18 protein-coding genes and 4 pseudogenes are annotated in these 17770 nt (G+C 59.4%); 15 read left to right on the forward strand and 7 right to left on the reverse strand.

Translation table 11 applies throughout. From position 1 onward, the window contains the following. Positions 1 to 333: 333 nt before the first annotated feature. On the reverse strand, positions 334 to 1605 hold the full coding sequence (locus tag ACR42C_RS23285) for a Y-family DNA polymerase (protein ID WP_479985237.1): 1272 nt from the start codon (positions 1603 to 1605) through the stop codon (positions 334 to 336). Further along, positions 1605 to 2036, reverse strand: coding sequence for a translesion error-prone DNA polymerase V autoproteolytic subunit (gene umuD / locus ACR42C_RS23290; protein WP_479985238.1), 432 nt, complete (start codon positions 2034 to 2036; stop codon positions 1605 to 1607). Before umuD ends, ACR42C_RS23285 begins: the two co-directional genes overlap by 1 nt. Before the next feature lie 231 nt (positions 2037 to 2267). Between umuD and parM the strand changes: the two genes are divergently transcribed. The 7 genes from parM (at position 2268) to ACR42C_RS23325 (ending at position 6520) form a co-directional block, all read left to right on the forward strand. Further along, the gene (gene parM / locus ACR42C_RS23295) at positions 2268 to 3239 is read left to right on the forward strand and encodes a plasmid segregation protein ParM domain-containing protein (protein WP_252076450.1); all 972 of its coding nucleotides are present in this window, start codon (positions 2268 to 2270) and stop codon (positions 3237 to 3239) included. Between the two features lie 2 nt (positions 3240 to 3241). Next, on the forward strand, positions 3242 to 3904 hold the full coding sequence (locus tag ACR42C_RS23300) for a plasmid partitioning/stability family protein (RefSeq protein WP_207120062.1): 663 nt from the start codon (positions 3242 to 3244) through the stop codon (positions 3902 to 3904). Between the two features lie 3 nt (positions 3905 to 3907). After that, positions 3908 to 4171 (forward strand): hypothetical protein, encoded by a 264-nt coding sequence (locus ACR42C_RS23305; RefSeq protein WP_479985239.1) that lies wholly within the window; start codon positions 3908 to 3910, stop codon positions 4169 to 4171. A gap of 319 nt (positions 4172 to 4490) precedes the next feature. Further along, entirely contained in the window at positions 4491 to 4838 is a 348-nt protein-coding gene (locus ACR42C_RS23310; RefSeq protein WP_479985226.1) for a hypothetical protein, read from the forward strand. Between the two features lie 521 nt (positions 4839 to 5359). After that, positions 5360 to 6052 carry a DNA methylase gene (locus ACR42C_RS23315; protein ID WP_479985227.1) on the forward strand — a complete coding sequence of 231 codons (693 nt, stop codon included), beginning with the start codon at positions 5360 to 5362 and terminating at the stop codon, positions 6050 to 6052. Continuing rightward, positions 6049 to 6270, forward strand: coding sequence for a hypothetical protein (locus ACR42C_RS23320; RefSeq protein WP_013087144.1), 222 nt, complete (start codon positions 6049 to 6051; stop codon positions 6268 to 6270). Before ACR42C_RS23315 ends, ACR42C_RS23320 begins: the two co-directional genes overlap by 4 nt. 55 nt (positions 6271 to 6325) lie before the next feature. After that, positions 6326 to 6520, forward strand: a complete 195-nt coding sequence (locus tag ACR42C_RS23325) for a hypothetical protein (protein ID WP_479985228.1) — start codon at positions 6326 to 6328, stop codon at positions 6518 to 6520. On the opposite strand, the gene ACR42C_RS23330 is transcribed toward ACR42C_RS23325, so the two are convergent. The 3 genes and pseudogenes from ACR42C_RS23330 to ACR42C_RS23340 all read right to left on the reverse strand — a co-directional run. After that, the gene (locus ACR42C_RS23330) at positions 6517 to 9486 is read right to left on the reverse strand and encodes a Tn3 family transposase (RefSeq protein WP_026383935.1); all 2970 of its coding nucleotides are present in this window, start codon (positions 9484 to 9486) and stop codon (positions 6517 to 6519) included. The two genes, ACR42C_RS23325 and ACR42C_RS23330, sit on opposite strands and share 4 nt — an antisense overlap. Before the next feature lie 2 nt (positions 9487 to 9488). Beyond that, positions 9489 to 10049 carry a recombinase family protein gene (locus ACR42C_RS23335; protein ID WP_003055107.1) on the reverse strand — a complete coding sequence of 187 codons (561 nt, stop codon included), beginning with the start codon at positions 10047 to 10049 and terminating at the stop codon, positions 9489 to 9491. Between the two features lie 129 nt (positions 10050 to 10178). After that, positions 10179 to 10520, reverse strand: a pseudogene (locus tag ACR42C_RS23340) (DUF3330 domain-containing protein); the annotation flags it as partial. A gap of 61 nt (positions 10521 to 10581) precedes the next feature. Here ACR42C_RS23340 and ACR42C_RS23345 point away from each other — a divergent pair. From ACR42C_RS23345 to ACR42C_RS23360, 4 genes are all read left to right on the forward strand, one after another. Next, positions 10582 to 11346 (forward strand): IS6-like element IS6100 family transposase, encoded by a 765-nt coding sequence (locus ACR42C_RS23345; RefSeq protein ID WP_001389365.1) that lies wholly within the window; start codon positions 10582 to 10584, stop codon positions 11344 to 11346. 153 nt (positions 11347 to 11499) lie between these two features. After that, on the forward strand, positions 11500 to 11988 hold the full coding sequence (locus ACR42C_RS23350; protein ID WP_031668850.1) for a uridine kinase family protein: 489 nt from the start codon (positions 11500 to 11502) through the stop codon (positions 11986 to 11988). A 319-nt stretch (positions 11989 to 12307) separates the two neighbouring features. Next, positions 12308 to 13819: an MFS transporter gene (locus ACR42C_RS23355; RefSeq protein ID WP_003830786.1), complete on the forward strand. Its 1512-nt coding sequence runs from the start codon at positions 12308 to 12310 to the stop codon at positions 13817 to 13819. A 10-nt stretch (positions 13820 to 13829) separates the two neighbouring features. Next, positions 13830 to 14396, forward strand: coding sequence for a TetR/AcrR family transcriptional regulator (locus ACR42C_RS23360; protein ID WP_108105108.1), 567 nt, complete (start codon positions 13830 to 13832; stop codon positions 14394 to 14396). A 19-nt stretch (positions 14397 to 14415) separates the two neighbouring features. Here the strand turns inward: ACR42C_RS23360 and ACR42C_RS23365 are convergent, their stop codons facing one another. Beyond that, positions 14416 to 15126, reverse strand: a complete 711-nt coding sequence (locus ACR42C_RS23365; protein ID WP_023082842.1) for a DUF6118 family protein — start codon at positions 15124 to 15126, stop codon at positions 14416 to 14418. Here ACR42C_RS23365 and ACR42C_RS23370 point away from each other — a divergent pair. From ACR42C_RS23370 to ACR42C_RS23385, 4 genes and pseudogenes are all read left to right on the forward strand, one after another. Then, positions 15091 to 15654 (forward strand): annotated as a pseudogene (locus tag ACR42C_RS23370) (dihydropteroate synthase); the annotation flags it as partial. The gene ACR42C_RS23365 and the pseudogene ACR42C_RS23370 sit on opposite strands and share 36 nt — an antisense overlap. Before the next feature lie 127 nt (positions 15655 to 15781). Then, a complete protein-coding gene (locus ACR42C_RS23375) occupies positions 15782 to 16282 on the forward strand; it encodes a GNAT family N-acetyltransferase (protein ID WP_000376623.1) in 501 nt (166 codons plus the stop codon). Between the two features lie 320 nt (positions 16283 to 16602). Continuing rightward, positions 16603 to 16671, forward strand: a pseudogene (locus ACR42C_RS23380) (EAL domain-containing protein); the annotation flags it as partial. 117 nt (positions 16672 to 16788) lie between these two features. After that, positions 16789 to 17553: an IS6-like element IS6100 family transposase gene (locus ACR42C_RS23385; protein ID WP_001389365.1), complete on the forward strand. Its 765-nt coding sequence runs from the start codon at positions 16789 to 16791 to the stop codon at positions 17551 to 17553. A 20-nt stretch (positions 17554 to 17573) separates the two neighbouring features. On the opposite strand, the pseudogene ACR42C_RS23390 reads toward ACR42C_RS23385, so the two are convergent. Further along, positions 17574 to 17714: pseudogene (locus ACR42C_RS23390) on the reverse strand (cation transporter); the annotation flags it as partial. Between the last annotated feature and the right edge of the window lie 56 nt (positions 17715 to 17770).

Below are 17770 nucleotides of genomic sequence, written 5' to 3' on the forward strand. Positions count from 1 at the left end.
CACAGGGTTAAGGGCAATCTGTCACCCTTTAAGAGGGAGGTTGAGGGTGATTTGTCACACTGAAAGGGCAAATTGTCACAATGATCCTTCTCAAACCCGCATGAATAAAGGGCTGAGAAGAGTTCTAAAAAGGTAAACCTAACAACCTATTAAAAAGATCTTATAAAAATATGTCCGTGGATAAGTGGATAAACTTTAAGGAGCTAACCTTTAGAATTCGAGCGTAAGCAGAATTTGTCAGTGCAGTTCCCTGGTGCTTCCTCGCTCACTCGCGGGCTTCGCCCTGTCGTTCGGCTGCGGCGAGCACTACTGGCTCTCTCTGAAAAGCGAAATTTAACTGATCCTCGCTATGGGGATATCTTTCCAGCGGGTGGTGTACGCAGGGGAGAGCATGTCGCGTTTCATTTGCCATGATGGCGCTATCCCTTGTCCGGCAAACCAGACCTGTCCCAGCCCGGAATGATTAATGCCATCGAGAATCTTCATCAGCTCAGCGCTGTGAGGACGTGGAGGACGTTCGTCGAACAGCTGCAGCTGCGAAACGCCGGAGCCGGTGAAGTCATTCAGCATCACACCGGCTTTGGCATACCGGTGCCCATCCTTCCAGATACGCTCCAGAGCCGTTGTGGCGGCCGCAATGATGTCCCGGGTGTCCTGAGTGGGGGTAAGCAGTTTCTCCGTGGCCACGTTGCCGTAGTAAGGCTCTTTAACGGCGAACGGAGACGTTTTGATGAATACGGAAATATGCCGGCAGTACTGGCGCTCTTTACGCAGCTTTTCTGAGGCCCGTTCTGCGTACTGACAGACAGCCTGGCGCAGCGAATCGTATTCAGTGATCTTCTCGCCAAAACTGCGGCTGCAGACGATCTGTTGTTTAGTAGGCGGTGCTTCCTCAAGCGACATGCAGCTTTCCCCGTTCAGTTCGCGCACTGTTCGCTCGAGAACGACGGAGAAATTTTTCCGGATGAAGGCCGGGTTCGTCAGGGCCAGATCAAGCGCGGTCCTGATGCCAAGAACATTGAGCTTGCGTGCAATACGGTTTCCCACGCCCCAGATCTCTTCGACCGGCTGCAGTGAAAGCAGTTTCCGCGTTCGCTGAGGATTCCCCCGGGTCAGGGCGAGCACGCCACGAAACTGTTTCCACTCTTTTGAGGCCCACTGGGCTGATTTTGCCAGGGTTTTCGTCGGCCCGGCACCCACGCCGATGGTCAGACGGGTACAGTCATACACGTGCTGACGCAGCTGCCGGCCGAAGTCCTCCAGGTCCATGCAGTGCTCAACGCCGGTCAGGTCGAGGAACATCTCGTCAATCGAATACTGTTCCACCCTGGGGGCCAGCTCCTCCAGGCAGTTCATGACGCGCGCTGACATCGAGGCATAAAGTTCATAGTTGCTTGAGAACGCGTATATTTTTTCCGGGTACCTTTCATTTTTCATCTGAAACCACGGCGTGCCCATTTTGATCCAGGGCTTTGCCTCGGCACTTCTTGCGATTACGCAGCCATCGTTATTACTGAGCACCACAACCGGCTTTCCTTTCAAATCCGGGCGGAAAACACGTTCGCAGCTGGCATAAAAGCTGTTCACATCTGCCAGGGCAAACATCAGTACATCTCCCTCGGGCGGTGGATGATGTGCGTGACGACGCCAAAGATATCCAGATCGTCCGGATCGGGATAAATCGGGGACCAGGCCGCGTTCATGGGTTGCAGCGTCAGACGTGGCGTCAGCAGAAGCCGTTTAACCGTAAATTCCCCCTGCACGCTGGCCACAACAATATCGCCGTGCCGGGGCTTCTCTGCACTGTCCACAACCAGCAGATCGCCATTGTAAAGACTGCCGTCGGACATGCTGTCACCGCTGGCTCGGAGGTAGTAAGTCGCGCTCGGATGCCGTATGCAGTAATCATGGAGATCCAGGTCGGACTCGACATAGTCCGCGGCAGGGCTGGGAAAACCGCAGCTGGCCGGGTCGGCAAACAACGGATGGGCCTGTGGCGGGAGTGCTTTCCCGGTGCTGAAAAGCTGCAGTTTCATCTTTCCTCCTGATGTCTAAATATGCTGGTTATACATACAGTATATTTAACAGCGTGAGGATAATCCAGATCGCCTGCCCTATGAACATGGTGAGTAATATAAGTTACTCAAAATGCTTGTAAATATCATTTTGAGGTTTTTAAATTGCTCATAATGAGAAATAAGGCTTTTGTTTTTCCATTTTGCTCTTATAATATGTATCAAATTGAGTTTAATTGACGGAGCATAATGATGAATATTTACTGCGATGATGGTTCAACTAATGTTAAGCTGGCATGGTTTGAAGGAAACGAGCTGCAGACCCGGGTTTCTGCTAACTCCTTCCGGCATGGCTGGAAAGTGGCGGAATTCAGTGCCGCAACGTTCAACTATCAGGTGGGCACGCTGAAATACACCTGGGACAGCGTCAGCCGAGATGCCATCCCGACAACAAACGTGGAATATCAGTACGGTGATCTCAACCTGCTGGCCGTGCATCATGCCCTGCTGAACAGCGGACTTGAGCCGCAGCCGGTGAGCCTGACCGTGACGTTGCCCCTGAGCGAGTATTATGACGGGGACTGCCAGCGGAACGAGGAGAACATCCGACGCAAACGGGAAAACCTGATGCGTGAGCTGGTTCTGAATAAGGGCAGGGCATTTACCATAACGGACGTGAAGGTGATGCCGGAATCACTGCCGGCGGCGTTCTCTCGTCTCGCGGAGCTGAAGCCCGGACCCGCTGAGACCACCCTGATTATCGATCTCGGCGGAACCACGCTCGATGCCGGCGTGATTGTCGGACAGTTCGATGATATCAGTGCGGTACACGGCAATCCGTCTGTCGGCGTGTCACAGGTCACCCGCGCAGCTGCAGGCGCTCTGCGGGCTGCAGACAGCGAAACCAGCGCGCTTATTGCTGACACGGTCATCCGCAACCGCAATGATCGTCAGTATCTGCAGCGTGTGATCAACGATGCCGGAAAAATTGACGATGTTCTGATCAAAATTACAGAGGCAATCACTTCCCTGGGGGCGCGCGTCACCAGTGAGCTGACGGCCTTCAGGAACGTTAACCGGGTATTCCTGGTCGGGGGAGGGGCATCCCTCATTGAAGAGGCTATCCGTCAGGCCTGGCCTCTGGCTCCTGACCGTATCGAGGTTATCGGCGATCCGCAGCTGGCGCTGGCCAGAGAGATTGCCCTTTACAATAAAGAGGACTAAACGTGCCGGACGGCCAGTATTCTTTCTATCTGCACAGCGACGATCGCACCGACATCGCGGCGATGGCGACCATCAGCACCATCTCACAGCCCCTGCGCGGTGACTTCATCCGGACCGCCGCTACCGCCGGGGCGGTGATGTACCAGACTGATGCACGTTTACCGGCGCTGATCCCGGTGTTCTTTGACGGGCATCTGAGCGCCATCCGGCTTTGTGCCGTGATGGCGCTGGTATCCGGCACCTGGTCTTCACTCTCAGGACTTCCTGAAGAGCCTGACGGTGGCGTGGCGGCTCTGGCCATGTCACCGGAGACGGAATACCAGCGCCGGCGTTACACCCTGACGCTTCAGGATGACCGGAGCAGTGAACGGGTTGAGCGTGTGCTGACGGGCGTGTCATCCCGCCTGCGCGGAGAGCTGCTGAGAAACCTGATTATCACCGGTCTGGCCCTGCATACGACCGCACCGGAGCTGCCGCGTCTGCTGGCCAGTATGCCGGTACCGCCCGGCACGGTCAGCGAGCTGCTGGTTCTGGTTCAGCAGATGGCCGGTACGGCTGACGTGAGAATGGCTGCAGTGCCGGAGAAACCAGCAGAGCCTGCCGCACCGGTATCCGCTGAAGCGACCAGGATAAAGAAAAATATGCGACGGGCATTTGGAGACTAGAACATGTCAGTGATTAAACAGAAGGCAGAGCAGTGCATTCATAACTTTCTGCGCGCCCGGAATGTGCCTGAATCTCAGTGGCCGGAACGGGTCAAAAAGACCGGCAGGGGAATGATACTGGCAGGCGTGGCCGTCGTGGTTCCCGGTGTCCTGGTTGATAATATCTCCCTGCCGGTGACAATCGCGATGCAGGTCTGCTACGCCTCGCTGATAGGCCTCGGGGTTCTCCTGGCGTTTGACGTGAAAAAACCAAAGGGGCGGGGATGAATCTGAACATTAACCTGAAGGAAACGGTATGAAGCTTGAAGAACTGTCAGGAGACTAACGCACACTGGTTATTGTGGCACTGCAGGCGCTGCACCGTGAGAGACTGACCGCATCAAATGCCGTCTTTACGGTTTGTAGTCTGGCCGGAAAGGATCAGCCACCGGAAGATATTTTTGGGCTTCGTGAAGTTCAGGATGCACTCAGACGTATTGGTGCCGCTCCTCATTGATAAAGAATGTTTCGTCGTTATCCTGTCGGCGGGTAAGCTGGTCAGGATAGTTTATCTGCCCGGAACAATAGTTCCTGGAGAAAGTTAATTATGAGCGATTTTCCTTTTGGCTGTACGACTGATCCTGTAGAGACCGAGGTATCCCAGGCTCTTACGGGTTATAAAATGGCGCTGATCAACGCGCATTACCGTAATTTCTGGCACCGGTTTTTATGCAAACTTAAGGATGAAGAGGCTCTGAAAAATGAGCGGATACTCGTGATTCAGGAGAAACTGTGTCGGGTTGTTGTCAATAAAAGTCCTGAACACATCCAGGCGTTAAAAAGCATCATTGATGAACAGTCCGACGCAGCCAGATTACAGGATAAATTCAGCAATCTGATTGATACATCATGCCAGTCTGCGAAGTCGGGTATCGGCCACGTGAAGAGGCGTTGAAAAAAAGACACCATCCGGGGAGGGGGTGTCCAGAAGTCATGCAATTCGTTACAGGTGAAAACCCTTAAGATGTTTTCGGCGCTGATAATCACATAATCACTTCGCACTTTCACCTGCCATATATCCGACTCAAAAAAAAGACGTCTCCGGCCGGGGACATCCTGAAATCAAAGGCACACATGTCAGATAACGGCGCGAATCCATTATCAGCGTGCATTCTGCCATACCCTCACAGACTCATCAGCTACCAGAACCGGTAACAAAGGATGTCGGTTCCCTCCGCCTTATTGCCGCCAGCCGGCGGCGTGTTCAACGCCGTGCCTTCACGCTAACCCGGCCGCTGCGGTCGCAAGGGTTCACGTTGTCTCCGTCCTCACCCGTTCGCACCTTTCACGGTGCATTCAGCCCGTGAAAGGCTTGCGCTGCGGCTTGCGGCGTCGCCCCTGCGCCCTCCGCTTTCCGCCGGGTTTTTGTGGCGGCACGGCGCAAAAGGGTGCCGCATATCAGAGAGGAGTGTGTCTATGTCCCGTTTTATTCTGGGTGACTGCGTGCAGGTGATGTCCCGTTTTCCGGCGCGTGCCGTCGATTTTATTCTTACCGATCCGCCGTATCTGGTTGGCTATAAGGATCGTACCGGCCGCACCCTGGCGGGGGACAACTCTGCCGAATGGCTCCAGCCCGCCTGTCATGAAATGTACCGCGTGCTGAAAAATGACAGCCTCATGGTGAGTTTCTATGCCTGGAACCGCGCGGATCTGTTTCTGAATGCGTGGAAAGCGGCCGGCTTCCGGGTGGTTGGCCATATCGTCTTTGCCAAGAGCTACGCCTCAAAATCGACGTTCGTGGGTTACACACATGAGAGCGCCTACCTGCTGGCGAAGGGGAGGCCGCAAACCCCGGACCGTCCTGTCCCGGACGTGATCCCCTGGAAATACACGGGCAACAGATACCATCCGACGGAAAAGCCGGTGCAGAGCCTGCGACCGCTGATCGAATCGCTCACGCGCCCGGGGGCTATTGTCCTTGACCCGTTCGCCGGCAGCGGCTCCACCTGCGTGGCCGCCGCCGAAGCCAGCCGCCGCTATATCGGGATCGAGATGCTTGAGCAGTACCACGCCGCCGGCGTCCGACGTCTGGCACAGGTTGAACGGGCGAGAAGGATGCCGGCGGCCAATGACGGCGCGTTTTACCCTGACTGGCCGGAGGCGGCATGAACTACCCGGGCCTTGAACACCTGCGCGCGGACGTGGCCGCGCTCAGCAATGCCATGTGTGACGTGCGGATGCTGCTGAACCGCCTCGAATCGCAGCACCGGCACGACGCGGCAACGCTTACCGAACGTATGGCAGCGCAGACCCTGCGCCGGATCAACACCCTGCTTCTTGAAGCCTACCGCGAAGCCCTGGTGCTGGACGAAACCTTTCAGGACTGACTGACCCTGCCGGGCTGATGCCCGGCATGTAACCCCTTACAAGAGAGAAAAAACGATGTACGGAACCCGCGAAGAACTTTGTGTACAGCTTGAAAACATGTTCACCTTTGACGAACCCCTGGTCCTGCTGGTCTGGACGGAAGAGGGGATTAGCGTGGCCTGCCGTGAAGCCCAGCCAGAACCGGACGGGACTGAAATCCGGAATCTGATGAAGGGGTCGCCTCAGAAAACGGAAAATAAAGCACGCTAAGCCGGTTGCAACGGTCGTAGCGGCCTGAACTTGCCCGCGCCGATCTTGGCGCTGCTGCGCCAGAGGTAATCGCCGGTCAGGTTGATGTGTTCCCAGCCGAGCGGCGACAGGTATTGCAATAGCGCGTCATCGACAGCATGCCCGTTGCCACGCAACGCATGTGCTGCGCGCTCCAGATAGACCGTGTTCCACAACACGACGGCCGCCGTCACCAGGTTGAGGCCGCTGGCCCGGTAGCGCTGCTGCTCGAAGCTGCGGTCGCGGATTTCGCCCAGACGGTTGAAGAATACGGCGCGGGCCAGCGCGTTGCGCGCTTCGCCCTTGTTCAGTCCAGCGTGGACGCGGCGGCGCAGCTCCACGCTTTGCAACCAGTCCAGGATGAACAGCGTGCGTTCGATGCGCCCCAGCTCGCGCAGGGCGATGGCTAAGCCGTTCTGGCGCGGATAGCTGCCGAGTTTCCGAAGCATCAGCGAGGCTGTCACCGTGCCCTGCTTGATCGAGGTCGCCAGCCGCAGAATTTCATCCCAGTGGGCACGAATAGCCTTGATGTTCAGCCTGTCGCTGCTAATCATCGGTTTGAGCGCGTCATAGGCGGTATCCCCCTTGGGGATGAACAGCTTGGTGTCGCCCAGGTCACGGATGCGCGGCGCAAAGCGGAAGCCCAGGAGATGCATCAGGGCAAAGACGTGATCGGTGAAGCCTGCCGTGTCGGTGTAGTGTTCCTCGATGCGCAGGTCGGACTCGTGGTACAGCAGGCCGTCAAGTACATAGGTCGAGTCGCGCACGCCGACATTGACCACCTTGGTGTGGAACGGCGCGTACTGGTCGGATATATGGGTGTAGAAGGTTCGCCCAGGGCTGCTGCCATATTTCGGGTTGATGTGACCGGTACTCTCGGCCTTGCTCCCGGTTCGGAAGTTCTGGCCGTCCGACGATGACGTGGTGCCGTCGCCCCAGTGTTCGGCGAAGGGATGCCGGAATTGGGCGTTCACCAACTCGGCCAGCGCTGTCGAATAGGTTTCGTCGCGGGTATGCCAGGCTTGTAGCCAGGCGAGCTTGGCGTAGGTCGTGCCGGGGCAGGACTCGGCCATCTTGGTCAGGCCCAGGTTGATCGCGTCGGCCAGGATGGTGGTCAACAGCAGATTTTTGTCCTTGGCCAGATCGCCCGATTTCAGGTGCGTGAAGTGGCGGGTGAAGCCCGTCCACTCATCGACTTCGAGCAGCAGTTCGGTGATCTTGACGTGTGGCAGGATCATGGCTGTCTGGTCGATCAGCGCCTGCGCGGTGTCGGGTACCGCCGCATCCAGCGGCGTGATCTTCAGGCCCGACTCGGTGATGATCGCATTCGGCAGGTCGTTGGCCGCTGCCATGCGGTTGACCGTGGCAAGCTGCGCTTCAAGCAGCGTCAGGCGGTCGTGCAGGTACTGGTCGCAGTCGGTGGCCACGGCCAGCGGCAATGCGCTGGACTGCTTGAGGCTGGCGAACTTCGCGGGCGGCACCAGGTAGTCCTCGAAGTCCTTGAACTGGCGCGATCCCTGCACCCAGATGTCGCCCGAGCGCAGCGAGTTCTTCAGCTCGGACAGCGCGCACAGCTCGTAGTAGCGCCGGTCGATACCCGCGTCAGTCATCACCAGCTTCTGCCAGCGCGGCTTGATGAAGTCGGTCGGGGCATCGGCAGGCACTTTGCGGGCGTTGTCGGTGTTCATGCCACGCAGTACCTCGATGGCATCGAGCACGTTCTTGGCGGCGGGTGCGGCCCGCAGCTTGAGCACGGCAAGGAATTCCGGCGCGTAGCGGCGCAAGGTGGCGTAACTTTCGCCGATGCGGTGCAGGAAATCGAAGTCATCGGGCTGAGCGAGCTTCTGCGCCTCGGTGACGCTTTCGGCGAAGGCATCCCAGGACATGACGGCCTCGATGGCGGCGAACGGATCGCGGCCAGCTTGCTTGGCCTCGATCAGCGCCTGGCCGATGCGCCCGAACAGCCGCACCTTGGCGTTGATCGCCTTGCCGGATGCCTGAAACTGCTGCTGATGCTTGTTTTTGGCGGCGTTGAACAGCTTGCCCAGGATGCGGTCGTGCAAGTCGATGATTTCGTCGGTGACCGTGGCCATGCCCTCGATGGCCAGCGCCACGAGGGTGGCGTAGCGCCGTTGCGGCTCGAACTTGGCTAAGTCGGCGGGCGTCATCTGGCCACCCTCACGGGCGATCTTGAGCAGGCGGTTCTGGTGCACCGACCGCTCGATACCGGAAGGCAGATCGAGCGCCTGCCACGCCTTGAGGCGTTCGATGTGTTCCAGCATGTGCCGCGAGTTCGGTTTAACCGGCGACTGGCGCAGCCAGGCCAGCCAGGTCGTCTTGCCGTTGTCCCGGCGCCTGAGCAGATCGTCGAGGCGGCGGCGATGCGTGTCCGACAGTGGTTCGGCCAAGGCGTCATAGATGCGCCGGTTGGCGCGAGTGATGGCCTCGGCGCTAGCGCGCTCGATGGCGTTGAGCGCGGGCAGGATGATCGACTGTCGCCGCAGATGCTCAACCAAGGTGCTAGCCAGCACGATGCCTTTGTCGGTTTGCATGGCCAGGTCGGTCAGCGTGTGCACGGCCTGCCGGTAGTGGCTCATGGTGAACGGCTGGAAGCCAAACACCGTTTGCAGCTCGACCAGGTGCTCGCGCCGGGTCTGCTCCCGCTGCCCGTAGTCGTCCCAGCTTTCGACGCCGACCTTGAGCTGGTCGGCGACCAGTTTCAGTAGGGGCAAAGACGGCGCCTGATCGACACCAAGGAAGATTCCGGGAAAGCGCAGGTAGCAGAGCTGCACGGCAAAGCCCAAGCGATTCGCAGGCCCGCGCCGCTGGCGGATGATGGAGAGATCGGTATCGCTGAACGTGTAATGTCGAATTAGGTCGTCCTTGGTGTCCGGCAACGCCAACAGGCTTTCCCGCTCGGCGGCGGACAGTATGGAACGACGAGGCATATTTATTGATCCAATTTCAAGTATTGATACAGGGTCTCCCGGCTGACACCAAATTCACGGGCCAGCTTCGCTTTTTGCTCGCCCGCCGTGACGCGCCGTTTCAGTTCAGCAATCTGTTCACCGCTCAGAGACTTCTTTCGGCCTCGGTAGGCTCCGCGTTGCTTAGCGAGCGCGATGCCTTCGCGCTGCCGCTCACGGATCAAGGCCCGCTCGAATTCGGCGAATGCCCCCATGACCGACAGCATCAGGTTCGCCATCGGTGAATCCTCGCCGGTGAAGGTCAGGCTTTCCTTGACGAACTCGATGCGCACGCCGCGCTTGGTCAGCTTTTGTACGAGGCGGCGCAAGTCATCGAGGTTGCGCGCCAAGCGATCCATGCTGTGAACCACCACGGTGTCGCCTTCGCGCACGAAGGCCAGCAGCGAATCAAGCTCGGGCCGCTGGGTGTCCTTGCCCGACGCCTTGTCGGTGAACACCCTGCCGACTTCGACATGCTCCAGTTGCCGCTCCGGGTTCTGGTCGAAGCTGCTGACCCGGACGTAGCCGATGCGTTGACCCTGCAAGATACCTCCAAATACGAAAGTGTCAGGAAGAAATCTATGACCTTTCGCCGCAGGTGTCAAGAAACACAAAAGTTAACTCTATTCTGACGTTGCTGGGTGGCTTCTCCTGACATCAGGATAGGGTATGCCTCAGTCTGACAGTGATGAGTCGCAGGCGTTCGGATCGGCATCGGTTTCGCTCCCGGTCTTGGCGCGCGCCTGGAAGCGCTGATAGCACTCCAGCCCGCAGAAGTGCTCGACGTATTCCGCGCCTTCCGGGGTGAAGGCGGCATCGAGCGGGATTTCCTTGCAGCACACGCAGCAACTGGTGGCAGTCGGATCATTTGCATTCATGGTGGCACCCCTCCATTGACTGACGAAGACGGCGAATGCCGCCGCCGGCATCGGCTTGGCGAACAGGAAGCCTTGTCCTGTGTCGCAGTCCGCTTGTCGCAACAAATCAAGACTCGCCGATGTTTCCACGCCTTCGGCGGCTCTGTTGCAAAAATCGTGAAGCTTGAGCATGCTTGGCGGAGATTGGACGGACGGAACGATGACGGATTTCAAGTGGCGCCATTTCCAGGGTGATGTGATCCTGTGGGCGGTGCGCTGGTATTGTCGCTATCCGATCAGCTATCGCGACCTTGAGGAAATGCTGGCGGAACGCGGCATTTCGGTCGACCATACGACGATCTATCGCTGGGTCCAGTGCTACGCCCCGGAGATGGAGAAGCGGCTGCGCTGGTTCTGGCGGCGTGGCTTTGATCCGAGCTGGCGCCTGGATGAAACCTACGTCAAGGTGCGGGGCAAGTGGACCTACCTGTACCGGGCAGTCGACAAGCGGGGCGACACGATCGATTTCTACCTGTCGCCGACCCGCAGCGCCAAGGCAGCGAAGCGGTTCCTGGGCAAGGCCCTGCGAGGCCTGAAGCACTGGGAAAAGCCTGCCACGCTCAATACCGACAAAGCGCCGAGCTATGGTGCAGCGATCACCGAATTGAAGCGCGAAGGAAAGCTGGACCGGGAGACGGCCCACCGGCAGGTGAAGTATCTCAATAACGTGATCGAGGCCGATCACGGAAAGCTCAAGATACTGATCAAGCCGGTGCGCGGTTTCAAATCGATCCCCACGGCCTATGCCACGATCAAGGGATTCGAAGTCATGCGAGCCCTGCGCAAAGGACAGGCTCGCCCCTGGTGCCTGCAGCCCGGCATCAGGGGCGAGGTGCGCCTTGTGGAGAGAGCTTTTGGCATTGGGCCCTCGGCGCTGACGGAGGCCATGGGCATGCTCAACCACCATTTCGCAGCAGCCGCCTGATCGGCGCAGAGCGACAGCCTACCTCTGACTGCCGCCAATCTTTGCAACAGAGCCCTTGAGAGAATAGAAGCCCTCCGCGCCGAACTCGCACGTCCTGTTGTCGTGGCGCTTGACGGGGGAAGCGGCTCCGGTAAGTCAACGATTGCGGCAAGGTTGGCGAAGCTGACCGACATAGCCTTGGTTACGCTCGATGATTTCTATCAAACGCAGGTTCCCGAATCCGAGTGGCCTCACAAAACCGTGGCGGAGCGGTTGAATCGCGTTTTTGAGTGGGACCGCGTTCGCGAGGCAATAGAGCCTCTACGCAAGGGGGAACCTGCACAGTGGCGAGCTTTCGACTTCATGCAGGGACTAGGCCCGGATGGCACTTACAGCCTCAAGAACGAATTTACCGAAGTCGCGCCAGCGCCCACGATTCTGCTCGAAGGAGCTTATTCCGCATCTCCGTTCCTTCGGGATTTGATCGACCTCGCCGTGATCGTGGATGTGCCGACCAAAGTGCGGCATGAACGGACTGCTGCGCGCGAACAGGGCGCGGAGGGCTTTTTAGCCGCGTGGCACGCTGTTTGGGACGATGTTGAAAGCTACTATTTCGAGCGCGTCTGCCCGCCAAGGTCTTTTGATCTGGTGATCCAGAATTAAATTCCTTCGCGCCCCTTATGTCGCGCAAATCCTGAAACCTGCACCACGTCCGCAGCGGCGCGGAATCCGGGCCGCGACGTGTCGCGAAAGTCAGTCGCACAAGTTTGACTTTCGCACCTGATTTTTGCGACAGATTTTTCCCTGCAAAATCAGCGCCGGCGATTTTGTCGCAAAAATCAGGAATTTCGCGACAAATTGATCGCGCCCCGGAATGCGAAGCCCCGCTGTCGGCCATTGTCTGAAGTTCCTCACGGGCAGGCGCTTGATACTTTACTAACTTGTCTGTAAAGTTTGGCTACTCTCACTGAATGGTGCTATCATGCCTGCCGCCCACTCGAACCGCTGGGTTCTTCTGGTGACCGTCGCCGCCGGTCTCCTGCTTATCGTTCTGGACAATTCGGTCCTCTACACGGCCCTGCCTACCCTGACGCGCGAGCTTGGCGCGACGGCAACGCAAGGGTTGTGGATCATCAACGCATACCCCCTCGTCATGGCCGGCCTGCTGCTCGGCACCGGGACGCTGGGTGACAGGATCGGTCACCGGCGCATGTTCCTCATCGGCCTCGTGCTGTTCGGTGTCGCGTCGATTGTGGCGGCCTATTCGCCTACAGCGGAAATCCTGATCGGGGCGCGGGCCTTTCTGGCGGTCGGCGCGGCGGCGATGATGCCCGCGACACTCGCCCTCATCCGCGTCACCTTCGAGGATGACCGGGAACGCAACATCGCCATTGCGATCTGGGGGTCGTTGTCGGTCGTCGGCGCTGCGCTCGGACCGATCATCGGCGGTTTTCTGCTCGGCCATTTCTGGTGGGGGTCGGTGTTCCTCATCAATGTGCCGGTAGTGGTCGCTGCCTTCATTTCGGCGCTGATCGTTGCGCCGAAGGTGGCCGGCGATGCGACCAAGCCTTGGGACGTGGTGTCGTCGTTTCAGGCATTGGTGGCGCTGTCGGCTTTTGTGATCGCGATCAAGGAATCTGCCCATGCCGGGCAGTCGTGGGCCGTCCCCGCTATTTCGCTGCTGGTTGCCATCCTCGCCGGAGCGCTGTTCGTCCGCCGGCAACTGCGCCTGCCGTTCCCGCTGCTCGACTTCTCGATCTTCCGCAATGCCGCGTTCACATCGGGCGTTCTAGCGGCCGCGTTCTCCCTGTTCGCCATCGGCGGTGTTGAGCTTGCTACGACGCAACGCTTCCAGCTCGTTGCGGGCTTCACGCCGCTGGAAGCCGGGATGCTGGTTTCGGCGGCGGCGCTCGGATCATTGCCGACTGCGCTGCTCGGTGGTGCATTCCTGCATCGTATTGGCCTACGTATCCTTATAGCTGGCGGGCTTGCGGCGGGATCGCTGGCGGTCCTGCTTGCGACATGGGGCATCACTCATGGCCTTGGCTGGCTGATCGCCGGTCTGGCGCTGACCGGTGCCGGCGTAGGTGCAACAATGTCGGTGGCATCAACGGCTATTGTGGGCAATGTGCCTGTGCATCGCGCCGGCATGGCGTCGTCGGTCGAGGAAGTGTCCTACGAGTTTGGCAGTCTGTTCGCTGTCACAATTCTCGGAAGTCTTTTGGCCTACCTCTATACGGTCAACGTCGTGTTCCCCGCCGGAACCTCGGAAGCGGCCCGCGACAGCATGGCGTCGGCGCTGGTCTTTGCCAACGAGGCGGGGGCCGATGGTGTTGTCGTGCGTCAAGCGGCAGGAATCGCATTCGACCACGCCTATACGGTCGTCATGTACGTGGCGGCGGGTGTTCTGGCCGTGGGTGCCCTGATCACCGGCATCCTGTTGCGGCGCTACGGTCCCGGCTCGCAATCGTCAGCCTATCCCACACAACACTAAGGAAGCCGACATGGCGAGAGCCAGCAAGCGCCTCGAAGTGCTTGAAGCCATTGTGAGCATCATCGAGCGTGACGGCCTCACCGCCGTCACCCTCGACGCCGTAGCGCTCGAAACCGGCATAACACGCGCCGGCCTTCTGTATCATTTCCCGTCGCGCGAAGCCCTGATCCTCGCCACCCATGAGCATCTGACTCGCTCATGGGAACAGGAGCTGGAAGCGAGCGCCGGCAACACCTCGGACAGGGCGACAGACGCCGAACGACACGCCGCCTACATCAACACCTGCGCAAGAGCTGCCCGGCGGGTCGAACTGCTGCTCATACTGGAAAGCTCCGACAATCGGCAGCTTGGCGATCTGTGGCAACAGGTCATCGACCGCTGGGCACCTCCTGCGCCGATTGGAAACGACGCTGCCGAGTTGGACAGGTTCATTTCGCGCCTTGCCGCCGATGGGCTGTGGATTCACGAGGCGCTGTCGTCGCGCCCGCTCCCCGAGCAACTGCGCAAGCGTATCGCGGCGCGCCTCGTCGCGATGGCCGCCGGACCTGTTGAGGCGGAAGAAAACCTCCCGAAATAACTGGTGTCCCCCCACAACCCTACTGCGCCGGTGCTGCCGGCGCTTTCACGGTGATGGTGCATTGCTGATCTGAACCGGCCGTGCGCGCGGCCTCGGCGCATTGCCCGATCGCCTCGGCATTGTCGCGCACGAGCTGCGAGGAATCGGCCACGCCGCGCCAGCTTCGGGGATCGGCCACCCGCATCATGGTGACGCCGGCGTTCCATCGGTCCTGACCTATGACGGTCGCCGCAACATGGGTGTCGGCCGAGAAGGGCAGGAAACGCGGCAACAGCAAAATCAGGAATATGCCGACGAACAGCCCGACAAGGCCGGCCATCCATATGCGGAAATCCTGACTTTTCCGGTCGTAGGCGCTTTTCGTATGAGCGGCGAGGTTCCGGCCGGCGCGCTCGAGGTCGGACGCCTGCCGCTCGAGCTGCTGCGCGGCGGTGCGTATCAGGGCCTCGCCGCTGCGCTCGAGGAGCGCCGCATAGTGTGTCGCACCCTGCCGGAGAATAGGCGATTGCTCTACGCCGTGCAGCCGCTCCGCAACATTGTCGAGCGCCTGCACGAGCTGGGCGAGCTGGGGCTTGTAGTCCTGCGCCGGCTCGATCTTTTCGAGCTGGTCGAAAGCCGCTTCCAGCCCGCGCCGCATCACGGTCATTTCCGCGCCGATCTGCGCGCCCTGCGTCTCGATCGTGCGCCGGAGCGCGTCGAACGCGGCGTGGGCTACCTGAACGATATCCAAGGATTTCCTGACCCTGCGCTCTATCCCGATATTGCTGAGGCGGACTGCAGGCTGGTGGTTATGCACTCAGCGCAGCGGGATGGCATCGCCACCCGCACCGGTCACCTTCGACCCGAAGACGCGCTCGACGAGATTGTGCGGTTCTTCGAGGCGCGGGTTTCCGCCTTGCGACGGAGCGGGGTCGCTGCCGACCGGCTCATCCTCGATCCGGGGATGGGATTTTTCTTGAGCCCCGCACCGGAAACATCGCTGCACGTGCTGTCGAACCTTCAAAAGCTGAAGTCGGCGTTGGGGCTTCCGCTATTGGTCTCGGTGTCGCGGAAATCCTTCTTGGGCGCCACCGTTGGCCTTCCTGTAAAGGATCTGGGTCCAGCGAGCCTTGCGGCGGAACTTCACGCGATCGGCAATGGCGCTGACTACGTCCGCACCCACGCGCCTGGAGATCTGCGAAGCGCAATCACCTTCTCGGAAACCCTCGCGAAATTTCGCAGTCGCGACGCCAGAGACCGAGGGTTAGATCATGCCTAGCATTCACCTTCCGGCCGCCCGCTAGCGGACCCTGGTCAGGTTCCGCGAAGGTGGGCGCAGACATGCTGGGCTCGTCAGGATCAAACTGCACTATGAGGCGGCGGTTCATACCGCGCCAGGGGAGCGAATGGACAGCGAGGAGCCTCCGAACGTTCGGGTCGCCTGCTCGGGTGATATCGACGAGGTTGTGCGGCTGATGCACGACGCTGCGGCGTGGATGTCCGCCAAGGGAACGCCCGCCTGGGACGTCGCGCGGATCGACCGGACATTCGCGGAGACCTTCGTCCTGAGATCCGAGCTCCTAGTCGCGAGTTGCAGCGACGGCATCGTCGGCTGTTGCACCTTGTCGGCCGAGGATCCCGAGTTCTGGCCCGACGCCCTCAAGGGGGAGGCCGCATATCTGCACAAGCTCGCGGTGCGACGGACACATGCGGGCCGGGGTGTCAGCTCCGCGCTGATCGAGGCTTGCCGCCATGCCGCGCGAACGCAGGGGTGCGCCAAGCTGCGGCTCGACTGCCACCCGAACCTGCGTGGCCTATACGAGCGGCTCGGATTCACCCACGTCGACACTTTCAATCCCGGCTGGGATCCAACCTTCATCGCAGAACGCCTAGAACTCGAAATCTAACGTCCGTTCGGGCATCGAGGTCCATGTCGGGGTGGGACGGGCCCGTGGCTTCAAGATCACTTGCAGTCCGACCGCGATGTCTTGGTTGCGCGAGAGGTTGTCGATATCCTCCACTTCCATCATCAACCCTGGATAATGCCGCCGCCGTCATCGCCGCCGACGCCCGTGCCGGGCTTTTCGGGCCTGTCAGGCTTGCTCGGCCTTCAGCCTGCCTGGGCGAGATCTCCGGCGGACGGATTAACGGCGGAGCTTCGCCGCCTTTCGTGCGTGTGAAGGCCGAAGATAGTTCTCTCAAAAACATCCGTTTATGAGAGATACCAAATGTCATTTTCAGAAGACGACTGCACCAGTTGATTGGGCGTAATGGCTGTTGTGCAGCCAGCTCCTGACAGTTCAATATCAGAAGTGATCTGCACCAATCTCGACTATGCTCAATACTCGTGTGGGCTCTGTTGCAAAAATCGTGAAGCTTGAGCATGCTTGGCGGAGATTGGACGGACGGAACGATGACGGATTTCAAGTGGCGCCATTTCCAGGGTGATGTGATCCTGTGGGCGGTGCGCTGGTATTGTCGCTATCCGATCAGCTATCGCGACCTTGAGGAAATGCTGGCGGAACGCGGCATTTCGGTCGACCATACGACGATCTATCGCTGGGTCCAGTGCTACGCCCCGGAGATGGAGAAGCGGCTGCGCTGGTTCTGGCGGCGTGGCTTTGATCCGAGCTGGCGCCTGGATGAAACCTACGTCAAGGTGCGGGGCAAGTGGACCTACCTGTACCGGGCAGTCGACAAGCGGGGCGACACGATCGATTTCTACCTGTCGCCGACCCGCAGCGCCAAGGCAGCGAAGCGGTTCCTGGGCAAGGCCCTGCGAGGCCTGAAGCACTGGGAAAAGCCTGCCACGCTCAATACCGACAAAGCGCCGAGCTATGGTGCAGCGATCACCGAATTGAAGCGCGAAGGAAAGCTGGACCGGGAGACGGCCCACCGGCAGGTGAAGTATCTCAATAACGTGATCGAGGCCGATCACGGAAAGCTCAAGATACTGATCAAGCCGGTGCGCGGTTTCAAATCGATCCCCACGGCCTATGCCACGATCAAGGGATTCGAAGTCATGCGAGCCCTGCGCAAAGGACAGGCTCGCCCCTGGTGCCTGCAGCCCGGCATCAGGGGCGAGGTGCGCCTTGTGGAGAGAGCTTTTGGCATTGGGCCCTCGGCGCTGACGGAGGCCATGGGCATGCTCAACCACCATTTCGCAGCAGCCGCCTGATCGGCGAAGAGCGACAGCCTACCTCTGACTGCCGCCAATCTTTGCAACAGAGCCGCATAGGACACTATGGCAGATTGGACGCCGGGTACTTTTTCCAGCGCTTCCTTGACGTGCGCCGCGCACGAGTCGCAGGTCATGCCGGTGATTTTTAGATGGGTCATGCGACAGATCCTTTTTCGTTTGTGGTAGCAGACAAGGGCGTCAGATGTGCTGCGCT

The organism is Enterobacter sp. MG-EB028 (assembly GCF_056673305.1).

Bases quoted from the DNA above. Each gene is read 5' to 3' on its own strand.
- ACR42C_RS23285 (WP_479985237.1), bottom strand. From the start codon at position 1,605: ATGTTTGCCCTGGCAGATGTGAACAGCTTTTATGCCAGCTGCGAACGT.
- umuD (WP_479985238.1), bottom strand. From the start codon at position 2,036: ATGAAACTGCAGCTTTTCAGCACCGGGAAAGCACTCCCGCCACAGGCC.
- parM (WP_252076450.1), top strand. From the start codon at position 2,268: ATGAATATTTACTGCGATGATGGTTCAACTAATGTTAAGCTGGCATGG.
- ACR42C_RS23305 (WP_479985239.1), top strand. From the start codon at position 3,908: ATGTCAGTGATTAAACAGAAGGCAGAGCAGTGCATTCATAACTTTCTG.
- ACR42C_RS23310 (WP_479985226.1), top strand. From the start codon at position 4,491: ATGAGCGATTTTCCTTTTGGCTGTACGACTGATCCTGTAGAGACCGAG.
- ACR42C_RS23315 (WP_479985227.1), top strand. From the start codon at position 5,360: ATGTCCCGTTTTATTCTGGGTGACTGCGTGCAGGTGATGTCCCGTTTT.
- ACR42C_RS23320 (WP_013087144.1), top strand. From the start codon at position 6,049: ATGAACTACCCGGGCCTTGAACACCTGCGCGCGGACGTGGCCGCGCTC.
- ACR42C_RS23325 (WP_479985228.1), top strand. From the start codon at position 6,326: ATGTACGGAACCCGCGAAGAACTTTGTGTACAGCTTGAAAACATGTTC.
- ACR42C_RS23330 (WP_026383935.1), bottom strand. From the start codon at position 9,486: ATGCCTCGTCGTTCCATACTGTCCGCCGCCGAGCGGGAAAGCCTGTTG.
- ACR42C_RS23345 (WP_001389365.1), top strand. From the start codon at position 10,582: ATGACGGATTTCAAGTGGCGCCATTTCCAGGGTGATGTGATCCTGTGG.
- ACR42C_RS23355 (WP_003830786.1), top strand. From the start codon at position 12,308: ATGCCTGCCGCCCACTCGAACCGCTGGGTTCTTCTGGTGACCGTCGCC.
- ACR42C_RS23360 (WP_108105108.1), top strand. From the start codon at position 13,830: ATGGCGAGAGCCAGCAAGCGCCTCGAAGTGCTTGAAGCCATTGTGAGC.
- ACR42C_RS23375 (WP_000376623.1), top strand. From the start codon at position 15,782: ATGGACAGCGAGGAGCCTCCGAACGTTCGGGTCGCCTGCTCGGGTGAT.
- ACR42C_RS23385 (WP_001389365.1), top strand. From the start codon at position 16,789: ATGACGGATTTCAAGTGGCGCCATTTCCAGGGTGATGTGATCCTGTGG.